General features: G+C 63.3%; 14 protein-coding genes. 13 read left to right on the top strand and 1 reads right to left on the bottom strand.

Translation table 11 applies throughout. The annotated features are described in order from the left end of the window. The 7 genes from VN004_RS22015 to VN004_RS21985 form a co-directional block, all read left to right on the top strand. Positions 1-441: hypothetical protein (locus tag VN004_RS22015; RefSeq protein WP_414710387.1), on the top strand; the 441-nt coding region annotated here is incomplete at its 5' end. 14 nt (positions 442-455) lie between these two features. After that, positions 456-1,220, top strand: a complete 765-nt coding sequence (locus VN004_RS22010) for an alpha/beta hydrolase (RefSeq protein ID WP_325614350.1) — start codon at positions 456-458, stop codon at positions 1,218-1,220. A 127-nt stretch (positions 1,221-1,347) separates the two neighbouring features. Then, the gene (locus VN004_RS22005; protein WP_325614348.1) at positions 1,348-2,565 is read left to right on the top strand and encodes an amino acid ABC transporter substrate-binding protein; all 1,218 of its coding nucleotides are present in this window, start codon (positions 1,348-1,350) and stop codon (positions 2,563-2,565) included. Positions 2,566-2,692: 127 nt separating this feature from the next. Next, a complete protein-coding gene (locus VN004_RS22000) occupies positions 2,693-3,562 on the top strand; it encodes a branched-chain amino acid ABC transporter permease (RefSeq protein WP_325614346.1) in 870 nt (289 codons plus the stop codon). After that, positions 3,555-4,514 carry a branched-chain amino acid ABC transporter permease gene (locus VN004_RS21995; RefSeq protein ID WP_325614344.1) on the top strand — a complete coding sequence of 320 codons (960 nt, stop codon included), beginning with the start codon at positions 3,555-3,557 and terminating at the stop codon, positions 4,512-4,514. Before VN004_RS22000 ends, VN004_RS21995 begins: the two co-directional genes overlap by 8 nt. Further along, positions 4,511-5,269, top strand: coding sequence for an ABC transporter ATP-binding protein (locus VN004_RS21990; RefSeq protein WP_325614342.1), 759 nt, complete (start codon positions 4,511-4,513; stop codon positions 5,267-5,269). The genes VN004_RS21995 and VN004_RS21990 overlap by 4 nt, the downstream gene beginning before the upstream one ends. After that, positions 5,256-6,284 carry an ABC transporter ATP-binding protein gene (locus VN004_RS21985; RefSeq protein WP_325614340.1) on the top strand — a complete coding sequence of 343 codons (1,029 nt, stop codon included), beginning with the start codon at positions 5,256-5,258 and terminating at the stop codon, positions 6,282-6,284. The genes VN004_RS21990 and VN004_RS21985 overlap by 14 nt, the downstream gene beginning before the upstream one ends. 166 nt (positions 6,285-6,450) lie before the next feature. On the opposite strand, the gene VN004_RS21980 is transcribed toward VN004_RS21985, so the two are convergent. Beyond that, entirely contained in the window at positions 6,451-8,184 is a 1,734-nt protein-coding gene (locus VN004_RS21980; RefSeq protein WP_325614338.1) for a 4-hydroxyphenylacetate 3-hydroxylase N-terminal domain-containing protein, read from the bottom strand. A gap of 187 nt (positions 8,185-8,371) precedes the next feature. On the opposite strand from VN004_RS21980, the gene VN004_RS21975 reads away from it, so the two are divergent. From VN004_RS21975 to VN004_RS21950, 6 genes are all read left to right on the top strand, one after another. Next, a complete protein-coding gene (locus tag VN004_RS21975) occupies positions 8,372-10,063 on the top strand; it encodes an ATP-binding protein (RefSeq protein WP_325614336.1) in 1,692 nt (563 codons plus the stop codon). Between the two features lie 26 nt (positions 10,064-10,089). Beyond that, the gene (locus tag VN004_RS21970; RefSeq protein ID WP_325614334.1) at positions 10,090-10,704 is read left to right on the top strand and encodes a response regulator transcription factor; all 615 of its coding nucleotides are present in this window, start codon (positions 10,090-10,092) and stop codon (positions 10,702-10,704) included. Positions 10,705-10,863: 159 nt separating this feature from the next. Next, entirely contained in the window at positions 10,864-11,193 is a 330-nt protein-coding gene (locus tag VN004_RS21965) for a hypothetical protein (protein ID WP_325614331.1), read from the top strand. A 159-nt stretch (positions 11,194-11,352) separates the two neighbouring features. Then, positions 11,353-12,021, top strand: coding sequence for a TerC family protein (locus VN004_RS21960; RefSeq protein ID WP_325614329.1), 669 nt, complete (start codon positions 11,353-11,355; stop codon positions 12,019-12,021). A 121-nt stretch (positions 12,022-12,142) separates the two neighbouring features. Next, on the top strand, positions 12,143-13,327 hold the full coding sequence (locus VN004_RS21955; protein ID WP_325614328.1) for an FAD-dependent monooxygenase: 1,185 nt from the start codon (positions 12,143-12,145) through the stop codon (positions 13,325-13,327). Further along, positions 13,324-13,662, top strand: a 339-nt coding sequence (locus tag VN004_RS21950; protein ID WP_325614327.1) for a hypothetical protein, incomplete at its 3' end; no start/stop codon positions are given. The genes VN004_RS21955 and VN004_RS21950, both read left to right, overlap by 4 nt.

Here is a 13,662-nt window from a genome sequence, read left to right as displayed (position 1 = left end):
ATCCGGCCCGATCAGCTTCCGCTGCTGACATTCGTCTATGTGGCGGAGACCCAGGAGCAGGCGGAGAAGGAGTACATCCCGCATCTGCAGCGCTTCTTCGAGGATTACGCGCGCACCATTCCGCAATATCTCGCCCCTCCGGGTTATCTGTCGGTCGATCAGCTCAAGGTGCGCGCCGCTACCGCCGACAAGATGCATGGCGGCTTTGACTTCAAGGCGATTTCCTCGTCCTTCTTCATCTCGGTCGGCACGCCCGACAAGGTCGCCAACGACATCGGCGAGTGGAGCGCGCGCATGAAGACGAACCACATCAACAGTGTGATGCATGTCGCAGACATGCCGCACTGGAAGACGGTGAAGAACCTCACGCTGTTTGCCGAGGAGGTGATGCCGCGCCTGCGCCAGCGCGCTGGCTCGCCGCAACGTTTGGCCGCCGAGTAAGGGCAGGGAAAGCAATGAGCAAGTTCGAGCGTCAGACACTTACCGTCGACGGGGTCAAGACCGTCGTACATACCGCAGGTCATGGCGAACCCTTGGTGTTCTTCCACGGCGCAGGCACGGTCGACGGCTTCGACTTCGCGGAGCGCTGGACCGACCGCTTCCGGGTGATCGCCCCCTATCATCCGGGCTTCGGCGAATCCGGCGACGATCCGTCATTCACCACGATGCATGATTACGTCATGCATTATCTCGAGCTGTTCGACATGCTGCGTCTCGACCGGTTCAATCTGGTCGGACTGTCAATGGGCGGCTATCTCGCGGCGAAATTCGCAAGCGAACATGGCCACCGCATCCGCAAGCTGTCGCTGATCGCGCCGGCGGGACTGATCGATCCCAAGAACCCGATGCTCGACATCCTTGCCGTGCCGGGCGAAGCGGTGCCGGGCCTTCTGGTTTCGGATTTCGAGGTGCTAAAGAAGAAGCTGCCGGAAAAGCCCGACCTCGATTTCATGGGCGATCGCTATCGCGAAGCCGGAACGGTGGCGCGGCTGTTCTGGGAACATCCGGGCGATCCCAAATTCATGCGCTATCTGCACCGCATCAAGGTGCCGACCCAGATCATCTGGGGCGAGGAAGACAAGATCATCCCCGCGGGGCAGGCGGAAACCTGGCGCAAGTTCATCCCCAACGCCGATATCCAGATCTACAAGGGCGCGGGCCATCTCGTGCATCTGGAACGGCCGGAGGCGGTTGATGCCGTGGCGCGCTTCATGGGCTGATCCGCGCGTTTTTTGAAGCGATACCGCACGCGCTGCGGCGCGCGTTCGGTCAAGACGAGACGTACGGTGTGACAGCCGGCCACAGAAGCCGGCGCGCATCGCAGCGAGACAACCGGGAGGATACACAATGGACCGACGTGCCTTCGTCAAAGGCAGCGCGGCGCTGGTTGGCGCCTCGACCCTGCCCACCGTCTATGCTCAGGCGCAGTCCGCGCCTTCAAGCATCCGCTTCGGATACGCCATCACCCAATCCGGTCCGCTCGGACCGGGCGCCGAATCCACCAGCGTGTCGCAATACAAGCTGTGGCAGAAGCGGGTGAATGACGATGGCGGCATCATGCTGAAGAAATTCGGCAAGAAGGTGCCGATCGAATTCGTCGCTTATGACGATCAGGGCAAGCCCGACGAATTGCTGAAGCTCACCGAGCGGCTGATCCAGCAGGACAAGGTGGACATGATCCTCAGTCCCTATGCCAGCCACATGAACCTGGCTTCGGCCCCGGTCACCAACAAATACGAATATCCGGTGATCTACACCACCGCGACCACCAACAAGACCTACACCCTCGGCCCGAAATGGCCGTTCGCGTTCTGGAATATTTCTCAGCCGACCGAGTCCACCGCGCCGCTCGCGAAGTGGATGGGCGACTTGAAGAAAGAGGGCAAGATCAAGGGGACGGCGGCCGTCATCCATCCGAATGTCGAGTTCGGTGTCGAGATGAACGGGGCGTTCCTCGAGGCCGCCAAGAAGAACGGCGTCGACGTCGTTTACAACAAGAGCTACCCGTTCGGTTCGTCCGACCTGCAGCCGCTGGTCCGCGAGGCGATGGCGGCCAACCCGGACGCCTTCATCGCGATGAGCTACCCGCCGGACACCTTCATGCTGCCGGAACAATGCAAGATCGTCGGCTTCAATCCGAAGATCATGTATGTCGCGATCGGCGGCGTATTCCCCGGCCTCAAGGGCAAGTACGGCAACAACGTCAACGGCATCTTCGTCTATGGCGGCCTCAATCCCGACGAGCCCGGCATGGCCGAATACAACAAGGCTCATCAGGCGATGTTCAACCGACCGTCCGAGGCCGGCGCGATCAACGTCTATAGCGGGCTGCAGGTGACGCAGCAGGCCATCGAGAATGTCGGCGAGATCGATCGCAAGAAGATCCGCGACGCGATCGCGCGCGACAAGTTCAAGACATTGTGGGGCGAGCTCTCCTACAAGGATCAGCGCAACACCAGTCCCTGGGCTGTCGGTCAGTGGCAGAACGGGGAAGTCGTGGGCGTCTATCCCGCCGACAAGGCCGGCGCACGTCAGCCGCTCTTCCCGAAGCCGGCGTGGTCGTAAGTTACAAACGCTGTCATCGCCCGCGAAAGCGGGCGATCCAGCAAAACGGGTTGCCTCGGTTGTAACTGGATGCCCCGCTTTCGCGGGGCATGACAACGGGTCATTTTGACCTGACGGAAGCCCTTCAGTGATCCTGTTCGAAGTCTTCCTCAACGGGCTGCTTCTCGGCGGGATGTACGGCCTCATCGCGCTTGGCCTGAACCTGCAATACGGCATCGCCCGCATTCTCAACCTGTCCTTCGGCGAATTCTTCGTTGGCGGCGCGTTCATCGCCTTCTTCACCATCATGCTGTGGAAGCTCAATCCCTTCCTCAGCGCGTTTATCAGCGTCCCCATCGCCTTCGCGTTGAGCTGGCTGATCTACCGCTTCATGATGGTGCCGTTGATCAGGCGCGCACCCGATCAGGACGCGCTCGATGCCGATGCGGTGCTGGTGACATTCGGCCTGTTCTTCGTCTTTCAGGGCATCGCGCTGGTGAACTGGTCCGGCGACCTGCGCGGCTACAGCTACCTGTCAGTGCCCGTGCATGTCTTCGGCGCGACCATCGCGTTGAACCGGCTGGTGGCGTTTCTCGGCGCGTGCCTCCTGGCTCTCGCACTCTATGTGATCCTGCGTTACACGCGGATCGGGTCGGCCTTGCGCGCCATCACCATCGATCCGGTCGCGGCGGGGCTCGTCGGCATCGATGTGCGCAAGCATTCCGCCCTGGTTTTCGCCGCCGGCGGCGCGCTTGCCGCCGTCTCCGGCATGCTGGTTTCGACCTTCGTTTCGTTCAGCGCGACCTCGGGCGTCGAATACACGCTGAAGGCGCTGATCGTCGTGATCATGGCGGGCGTCGGGCGCGTCACCGGAACGCTGGCTGCCGGCATTCTGCTCGGCGTCGTCGAATCGCTCGGCGGCTATCTCATCGATCCCGCGCTCACCATCGCCATCAACTTCGCATTGTTCATGCTGATCCTGCTGGTGCGGCCGACCGGATTGTTCACCCGTGCCTGAAATCATCGACAAGAATCGCTGGCTGATCGGTGCGTTCGTGCTCGTGGGCGCGGCGCTCGCGCTCCTCCCGCTCGTGGCATCGAGTTACACAATCTCGTTCCTCTTGCTGATGTTTGCCAATGTGGCGCTCGCCACCGCGTGGTCGTTCTTTTCCGGGGCGACCCGCTACATCTCGCTGGCCACGGCGTCGTTCTTCGGCATCGGCATCTATACGCTGGCGATCACGCACGTTTACATCCCGGTCGGCCTTGCGCTCGTCGCCGCGGCGGTCATCAGCTTTCTGGTTGCGATCGTGATCGGCCTGTCGACGCTCAGATTGCGCGGTGTGTATTTCGTGGTCTTCACCTTTGGCCTGACTGAACTCGTGCACCAGGTCATCAACTGGTGGGAGATCAAGATCAACAAGACCGCGACGCGTTACATTTTCTCCGACGTGTCCAATGTGACGATCTATCTGACGCTGCTGGCCGTCGCGTTCATCACCATCGTCGGCAGCTGGTACGTCAGTCAGTCTCGCCTCGGCTATGCCTTGCGCGCGATCGGCGAGGACGAGACCGTGGCGCGGCATACCGGCATCAACACCACATGGGTGAAGGTGTTATGCTTTGCGCTGTCGGCCTCGGCGATGGCGCTGGTCGGCGCCACGCTGGCTCTGCGCTATCCCTATATCGATGCCAGCATCGCCTTCAACAATTCCTGGTCGTTCCAGGTCCTGATCGCGGCATTGCTCGGCGGCGTCAGCCGATACTGGGGGCCGATGGTCGGCGCGATCCCGCTGGTGCTGCTGTCCGAATTCCTCGCCGGCACCTTCCCGCACCATTTCAGCATCGCACTCGGACTGTGCTTCGTGGTGATCGTCTATTTCATACCCGGTGGGCTCGCGCCGCTGATCGAGAGCTATTGGTACCGGTTGCGCGACACCCTGCGCACGAAGAAAGCGGCAACCGCATGACCCGCGCACAGGAAACGCTGCTCGGCGTCAGCGGGCTGCGCAAGGCCTTCGGCGGGCTTGTCGCGGTGCGCGACATCTCGTTCGAGATCAGGCGCGGCACCATCGCCGGACTGATCGGTCCGAACGGCTCGGGCAAGACCACTGTGCTGAACCTCATCACCGCGGAATTTCCGGCCGATGCCGGCTCGGTCCGCTTCCGCGGCGAGGAATTGCTGGGCCGCCGCTCGTTCGAAATCTGCCGCGCGCGGATCGCCCGCACCTTTCAGCTCGTGCGCGTGCTGCCGGGCATGACGGCGCTGGAAAATGTGATGCTTGGCCGGATGTTCGGCGCCGAGCCCGCAAGGCCCGCACCCGCGGAGCACGAGGCCGAAGCCCTGATCGCCCGCGTCGGCCTTGCGGGCCGGGCGCATATGTATGGCGCGCAACTCACTTATATCGACCAGAAGCGGGTCGAACTCGCGCGCGCACTCGCCACCCGCCCACAATTGCTGCTGCTCGACGAATGGCTGGCGGGTCTCAATCCCACCGAATTGCAGGTCGGCATCGAACTGATCCGTCAGATCAGGAAAGACGGCGTCACCATCGTCATGATCGAGCATGTCATGGAGGCGATCCGCGCCCTGTGCGACACCTGCGTCGTGATGAATGCGGGCGAGAAGATCGCCGAGGGCACGCCGGACGCGGTGCTCTCCAACCCGCAAGTGATGCAGGCCTATCTCGGAACCGATACCGGAGCCGAAGATGCTGCGGCTTGAGCATGTCAGCGTCGCCTATGGCAAGCACGAGGCGTTGCACGACGTCTCGATCGAGATTCCGGCGGCACGGACCACCGTCATCCTCGGGGCCAACGGCGCGGGCAAGACCACGCTGCTCAAGACCATTGCCGGGCTCGTGCAGGCCAAGCCCGGCAGCCGCATCCTGTTCGAGGACCGGCCGATCGAGAACGAGCCGTCACACCGGATCGTCTCCGCCGGCATCGCACTCGTGCCGGAAGGCCGCCGTCTGTTCGGCGACATGACGGTGATCGACAATCTCAAGCTCGGCTCCTATCCCAAGCGGGCACGTGCCGACGAGGCGCGCCAGCTCGAGAAGCAGCTCGCGACCTTCCCGCGCCTTGCGGAGCGGCGCAATCAGCTCGCCAAGACCATGAGCGGCGGCGAACAGCAGATGCTGGCGATCGCCCGCGCGCTGATGTCGGAGCCGAAATTCCTCCTGCTCGACGAGCCCTCGCTCGGCCTGTCGCCACGGCTGATCAAGGAATTATTCGCGACATTGCGCACCATCACGCAGGGCGGGCAAGCCGTGGTGCTGGTCGAGCAGAATGCGCACCAGAGCCTGCAACTCGCCGACATCGTTTACGTGCTGGAAAATGGCCGCATCCATTCGTCGGGCACGGCCGCGCAAATGCAGAAGGACGCGGCGATCGCCCGCGCCTATCTCGGGCTGAAGGCGGAGCGCGAAAAGACTGGCCCCGCGCAGGTGTCCGAGGCCGCGCCGGCCATGGCTACGGGGGGATTTGTTAACCCGTTCGCCCGTACCATCGCGCCCGCGCGGGACGACATGCGGCACTCGCCCGAGGGCGATGCCGATCTTCAAAGAGGCCAGACCATGGGCGGTTTCTACAACCCGTATGCACGGGCCGTGTCCTACGATTTCGCGCCGAAAAAGCCCGCGCCCGAGGCGCCGGCCGAGCCTGCCGCAGCCCATCACGAAAGCATCGACCCGGCCGGCGGCTTTGCCAATTCATACGCCCGCAGCGTCGAGAAATAATCTCCGCTAGCGCGTCGCCAGCTCGTTACCCTCCCCTGGAGGGGGAGGTCGGCGAGCATCGAACAACGTGAAATGCGAGACGGGGTGGGTGAGCCTTTTTTGACGGTTCACCCACCCGGCTGCTCGCTTCGCTTCCCAGCGACCCATCCCCTCCAGGGGAGGGTGATCACGGCACCGCGTACGGATTGCGGAAGCCGCCGGACTGATTGCTGCTGGAAAAATCGGTACCGGGATTCGACATGCTGTGCTGCCGCGGCGCCGATTCCTGCTCGCGAGCAATCTGCGGTGACACCGAGCTGGCGCTGCGGATCACGTGGTAGCTGAGTTCGTCCGGATCGACGAGATCGGGCACCTTCCAGCCATCGAGATCGTATTCCGCCATGCATTGTTCGGCGAAGCCCTGCAGGTTCTTCGCCGTTCCGCCGGCCATCGCACCGAACAGCACGTAGCGGCGGATCTCTTCGGTCGAGCCGCCGTAATTGATCTCGTAGAGCTCGTGACGCGAGCCGAATTCCGAGCCGATGGCGTCCCATAGAAGCTTGAGCAGCTTCACGCGATCGACCGCGTCATAGCCGTTCGAGCCGCGCATATATTTGTCGATATACGGCCGGATTTCCGGGTTCTTGAAGTCGCGCGCCGAGGAATTGAGATAGATGAGGCCGGAGGCCACCGTCTGTTCGATGATGTATTTGACCTTGGTGTAGGCCATGGTCGAGACGATCTGATACGCGCCGGCCGGTTCGATATCCGGCAGCAGGTAATCGCCGACCCAGGGCTTCGGGTTGCGCGCCATCGCTTCGGTGAGGCCCCAGAACAGGTTGCGCCACACCAGCACCTCGCCGACATTGGCCTGCACGCCGCGGAAGTCTTTCGAGCCGGTGGCTTCGACAGCCTTCAGCAACAGGCCGGCGATGAAGTCGAGCTTCACGGCAAGGCGCGTGCAGCCATGCAGCAGGGCGCGCGGCAGGAATCCGGTGCGCGGGAAGAAGTTATTGGCCTTCTCGATGTCCCCGTAACAGAACACGTTCTCCCAGGGGATCAGCACCTTATCGAGAATGAACACTGCATCGTTCTCGTCGATGCGGCTCGACAGCGGATAGTCGAACGGCGAGCCCATTGCCGTCGATGTCATCTCGTAGGAGGTCCGGCAAATCAGCTTCACGCCCGGCGCGTTGGTCGGGATCATGAAGATCGCCGCGAAATTCTTGTCCTGCACCGGGATCAGACCGTGATGCGCGACGAAGGTGTAATTGGTCAGCGCCGAGCCGGTTGCGACCACCTTCGCGCCGGACACAACGATGCCGGCATCGGTTTCCTTTTCGACATGGCAGCACACATCGCCGACCTCGTTCGGCGGGCGATTGCGATCGACCGGCGGATGGATGATCGCGTGATTGACGAAGGGAACGCGCTCCTGACAGAACTGGTACCAGCGCTTGGCATTCTCCTGCCACGGATCGTAGAAGTCGGCATTGGCGCCGAGCGTGCCGAGGAACGCGGCCTTGTAATCCGGCGCGCGGCCGAGCCAGCCATAGGTGATCTTCGCCCATTCGGCGATCGCGTCACGCCCGGCAACCGATTCGGCGACAGTCTTCGGCGCCTTGAAATAGGCCTGTGTCATGCCGCCATTGCCGGTATCGGTCGGCTGCAGCAGCTTGTCCTGGTGCTTGGGATCGTGCAGGGCGTCATAGAGGCGAGCGACCATCCGCGCGGTATTGCGGAACGCCGGATGCGTGGTGACGTCCTTGACCCGCTCGCCGTAGATGTAGATCTCGCGCCCGTCCCTCAGCGAGTCGAGGAACTGCTCGCCGTTCATCGGCTTCGACACCTTCATCTTTCCGGTGGTGGCCGGATCGGCGGCAAAAGCCGTCTTGTCGTCGCGAAGCGAGGCCTCAGACATGTCTCAAAATCCTCCCAAAGGCCGCGTTTCCCACGGCTCGTGCGGCGTCGAATGCCCGATTGAAATCAAGCCCCTAGCCAGATCATGCGGATACGATATGGAAGCGGTTTTGCGATGGCAAGAGAGCCGCGCCAGCCTGTAAACTGCATCCCACGCCCACACGGTGGGCAAGGACGCCGGGTCCAATATGACGATTACGGTTCGATCCCTGACCGGCGGCTTGAATTCGGTCAGCCATTCCCCGTTTTGGATCACGCGCATCGCGTTCGGCGCCGTGCTGGTGGCGGCGTTCGTTGCGCTCGAATGGCTGAGCTCGATCCACGAATTCATGAGCGTCCCGATCACGCCCTGGAATCCGGGCCTCGGCGTCGTGTTCGCGTTCCTGCTGTTGTGGGGACCGGCCTATGCGCCGGTGCTGTTCGTCGGGATGATCGCGGCGGAATTGTTCGTGGTCCGCACCACATTGCAATGGCCGATCATCATCGCGATCGCCGCGATCATATCGGTGGTCTATGGCAGCGCCGCGATCATCATCCGCAAGGCGCTCCGTCTCGACGCGGGCCTTCATCATCTCCGCGACCTGCTCACATTGCTGACGGCCGGAATCATCGCGGCCGTGGTCAGCTCGACGTTGGTCGCCCTTCTTCTCCTGCTCGATCACCGCATCGAACTCGGCAATGTCCTGACCGCCGCGACACCGCTCCTGCTCGGCGACATCATCGGAATCGTCGTCATCACGCCGCTGACGCTGCGGCTGGTCCGGCTGATGCAGGGCGACGCAAGGCTGTCAGGTTATTCCCGTCCGCTCGCGATCGAGATCTCGCTTTACGCGGCTTTGTGCTGCGTCGCGCTTTTCGTCATCGTCAGCGGAGAGAGCGGCAGCGGGCTTCGCTATTTCTATCTGCTGTTCGTGCCGGTGGTGCTGGCCGCCGTGCGTCATGGCTTCGATGGAGCCTGCATCGCGCTGGCGATCACGCAATTCGCGCTGGTCGGATTGATGCGTTATTTCGGTTACGACGCGCAGGCCTTTACCGAGATGCAGACGCTGATGCTGGTGCTGACCGGCACAGGTCTCATCGTAGGCGCCGTGGTCAGCGAGCGTCAGAACGCCGATGCCTTGCGGCGTCTCGCGGAACTGCGCTTGCGCGACAAGGAGATTGAGTCGAGCCGCGCCGCGCGCTTCACGCTGGTCAGCGGCATGGCCTCGGCGCTGGCGCACGAAATCAATCAGCCGATGACCGCCGCCCGCGCCCTCGCCCGGTCGGCGCAGCATATCATCGATAACACGTCGCCCGATCTGCCGCGCGCCAGCACCAACATCGCCAATGCGATTGCCCAGATCGACCATGCCGGCGGAGTCATGCGCCGCATGCGGGAATTCCTGCGGCGCGGCCGGCCGCATGTCTCGAGCTTCGATATCCGCACCATGATCGACGATGCGCTGATCCTGGCGCGCCCCGACGCCAATGCACGCGGCATCGAAATCGTCTCCGAGATTCCGGAGGGCCTCCCGATGGCGCATGGCGACAAGATCCAGATCGAGCAGGTGGTACTCAATCTCATCCGCAACGCCACCGAGGCCATCGCCGGCGCGCAACAGACGGATGGGGTGATCCGGATTTCGGGCGAGTTGCTGGCCGAACCGGCACGGATCGAAATCGCGGTGCGCGACAACGGACCCGGTATCCGGCCACATCTCGCCGACAGGATGTTCGACCCGATGACGACCTCAAAGGATGAGGGTCTCGGATTGGGGCTGTCGATCTGCCTCGCCATTATCGAAGCGCATGGCGGCCAGATCTGGCTGCAATCCGGCGACCCCGGCAAGGCCGAGTTCCGGTTCTGGCTTCCGCTTGAACCGCCGGCAGACCTTCAATAACAACACTCCCCCCGGGTCCGCAGGACATGACCGCCCCCACCATATTCGTGATTGACGATCAGCCGTCCGTACGCGACGCGATCGGAGAGATGCTGAGCGTGTTCGGCTTCAAGGTCGACGTGTTCGGTTCGGCCGCGGCCTTTCTCGATGCCGTCGAGACAACGCGGCCCGGCTGCGTCGTTGCCGACGTGCGCATGCCGGGCATGGATGGCATTGCGCTTGTCGGCGAGATGGCCAAACGCGGCATCGCCATCCCGGTCATCCTCATCTCGGGGCATGCAGACGTGCCGATGGCGGTGGCGGGCATCAAGGCCGGCGCCGACGACTTCATCGAGAAGCCGGTGGACGACGCCAAGCTGGTCGCCGCGATCAACCGCGCGCTGGCGCGCGTCTTCAGCGCACAGGATTCGGCGCGGCAAGGCGATGATCTCGCCGAACGGTTCGCTAGGCTGACGCCCCGGCAGGTCGAGATTTTCGACCTCGTCGCCGGAGGCTTCACCAGCCAGGCGATCGCGGCCCGCCTCGATCTTTCGACGCGGACCGTGGAAAGCTACCGCGCGCAGATCATGGAAAAAATGCAGGCGGAAAGCGTCGCGGTGCTGGTGCGCCAGGCGATCCGCCTCGGGCGGATCGAGCCCTGACGTCCTGATATTGCAAGCTCCGCAGGCGGTCGCCGGCCGAGGCGCGCGCCCTTCCATCCGTATTTCTACGCCCCAACCGATGCGGATGCACGGCGCGCGCGACAGCGCCTAGCTTGGAGCGGTGATGACAGCGTTGCTGCTCATCTCGCGGAGCTGGACATGAAGCGCGATCTGGCGGGTCGCATACCGCTGTTGCGGACCTCGTTGTCGTCGATCGACCTCCCGTTGATCGCCGCGGTCGCCGCTTTGCCGGCTGTCGCGCTCGCCGCGCATCTGCCGTCCGCAGTGCTGCTGCCGGCGCTTGCAGCCTTCGCATTCGCCGTGGCCGCGCTCTCGGCGGCGCTCGGCTGGCTGTCCGGCACTCCGCGCCCCGCCGCAACGGTCACGATCTGGGACTTTGCCGGGGCCTGCGTGTTGCTCGGCGCCGCCGCCGGCGCCTTCAGTCAATCAGGTCAGGTTTCGCAGCTGCTGGGGTTAGCGACCCCATAGACGAAACACGCTTTCATCCAGGCCGGGCCCCTCTGGCGACCTGCAGCAGGTCGCGATGTCGGACTGGAATTCCGCAAGGAATGGCCCCGCCAGGTTTGGGATTCTTGGATCCTGCAATCGCCGACCGGACCATTCCTTCAACACAAGAGGAGTCCGGTCGTGTTCGACCTCATTACGCCTTCGGTTCTCAGTGCCTTTCTCCAGGTCATCATGATCGACCTGGTTCTGGCGGGAGACAACGCCATCGTCATCGGTCTTGCGGCCGCGGGCCTTCCCGCGAACCAGCGGACCAAGGTAATCCTGATCGGCATTATCGCCGCGACGGTGCTGCGCATCATCTTCGCATTGCTGACCACACAGCTTCTGCAGATCGTGGGATTGCTGCTCGCCGGCGGCCTGCTGCTGCTTTGGGTGTGCTGGAAGATGTGGCGCGAGTTGCGCACGCCGCACGAGCAGATGGTCGACGCGGAAGAAGCGCTGTCCAATGTCGACATCAATGCTGACGGCACGATCGCGGCCCGCCCCGGCGCGCCGCGCAAGACCTTCGCCCAGGCGGCCTGGCAGATCGTGATCGCCGACGTGTCGATGTCGCTCGACAACGTGCTTGCGGTTGCAGGCGCCGCACGGGACCACCCCTACGTCCTCATCTTCGGCCTCGTGCTGTCGATCGCGCTGATGGGCGTGGCGGCGAGCTTCATCGCCAATCTGCTGCAGAAGCACCGCTGGATCGCCTATGTCGGACTTGCGGTCATCCTCTATGTCGCGCTCGACATGATCTATCGCGGCTTCAATGAGGTGCTGCCGGTGGCGATCAGCCTCGTGACCTGAGCCGGCGCCGAGACCCCACGCTGCGTGCAACCAAAGGGGCGCCGCCATGCGCACAGGGTGGTTGCGCAGAATTGTTCTTAAATGCCAATTTCCGCCCGCATGTGACTGGGCGGAATGAGGCATGGCAGGCGAAAAAATTCTGATTGTCGGAGCGGGACTTGGGGGGCTTGCCGCGGCATCCTGTCTCCTGAAGGCGGGCTACGATGTCGAGGTCTACGAGCAGGCCCCCGCCCTTGGGGAGGTCGGCGCCGGCATCCAGATGAGCGCCAATCCGATGCACGTGTTGCGGCATCTGGGCCTCGAGAGCGACATTCTGCGCCTCGGGGTGCAGCCCGGCGCCTATGTGTTCCGGCTGCATGACACAGGCGAGGTGATCCAGGAATTTTCGCTGGCCGAGGAACATCGCCGCCAGCACGGGGCGCCCTATGTGCAACTTCATCGCGCGGATCTGCACGATCTGCTGGCCACGGCAGCCTACAAGCTCAAGCCTGACCTGATCCATCTCAACCGCCGGGCGACGGGCTTTACCGAAACCGACCGCTCCGTGACCCTGCATTTCGCCGACGGATCGAGCGCCGAGGGCGACATCCTGGTCGGCGCCGACGGGTTGAAGTCCACCATCGCGCGCCAGATCGTCGGCGAAGTTCCCGCGACCTATACGGGCGACGCGGCATGGCGGATCACGGTGCCCATCGAGCGGCTGCCGAAGCCGTTCCTGCCGCAGGTCATGTCGGTCTTCATGGGACCCGGCGGTCATGCCGTCTGTTATTATCTGCGCGGCGGCGCGCTGTTGAATTTCGTCGGCATCATCGAGACCGAGCTCGCCTCCGAGGAATCCTGGACGCAAAAATTCCCTTGGGAATTGCTCAAGAAGGACTACGAGGGCTGGCATCCGGCGATCCAGACCATCATCGATGCCGCCGACCGCGACCAGTGCTATCGCTGGTCGCTGCATAACCGTCTGCCGGTCCGCAACTGGAGCACGAAGCGCGCGACCTTGCTCGGCGATTCGGCGCACGCCACCCTGCCCTATCTCGCACAGGGTGCGGCGATGGCGATCGAGGACGGCGCGGTGCTGGCGCGCGCGCTGCGACAGGCCCCGTCCATCGCGGAAGGTCTCGACCTGTATCAGCGGAACCGCGTCGACCGCACGGCGCGGATCGTGAAAACCTCTACTGAGAACCGACGCCTGTTCCATCTGCCGTCGCAGGAGGCGATCCGCGCGGAATTTTCCAAGCGCAATCAGGGCGACGAGCGCAATCGCTGGCTCTATTCCTACAATCCGCTGACCGTCGAGCTGACATGACTGTACGGGCGCGCATCGGGCTTATCCCCTATAAGCTGGAACAGGCTGTTGGAGGGTCGGGCGTCTCCGCTGTCGATGTCATCGTTGTCGAGCTGACGGATGCGGACGGTGCCTCCGGGCTTGGCTTCTCCTATGTGATCGGCGGCCATGGCCGCGTCGCCCTCAAGGCCGCGCAGGAGCAAGTCGCGCGCTTCGTCGACGGCCAGACCCTCCCCCCGCCGGCAGCCCTGTGGCGCAAGATCAACGCCAGCTTCAACCGCACCGGTCCCGGCCCCAATCTGATCGCGCTCGGGGCGATCGACGTTGCCGCTTGGGACCTGCATGCGCGCAAACTT

The organism is Pseudorhodoplanes sp. (assembly GCF_035565855.1).
GTDB lineage: Bacteria > Pseudomonadota > Alphaproteobacteria > Rhizobiales > Xanthobacteraceae > Pseudorhodoplanes.
Note: the sequence above shows the minus strand (reverse complement) of the source record. Positions and strands in the feature narration are given on the sequence as shown.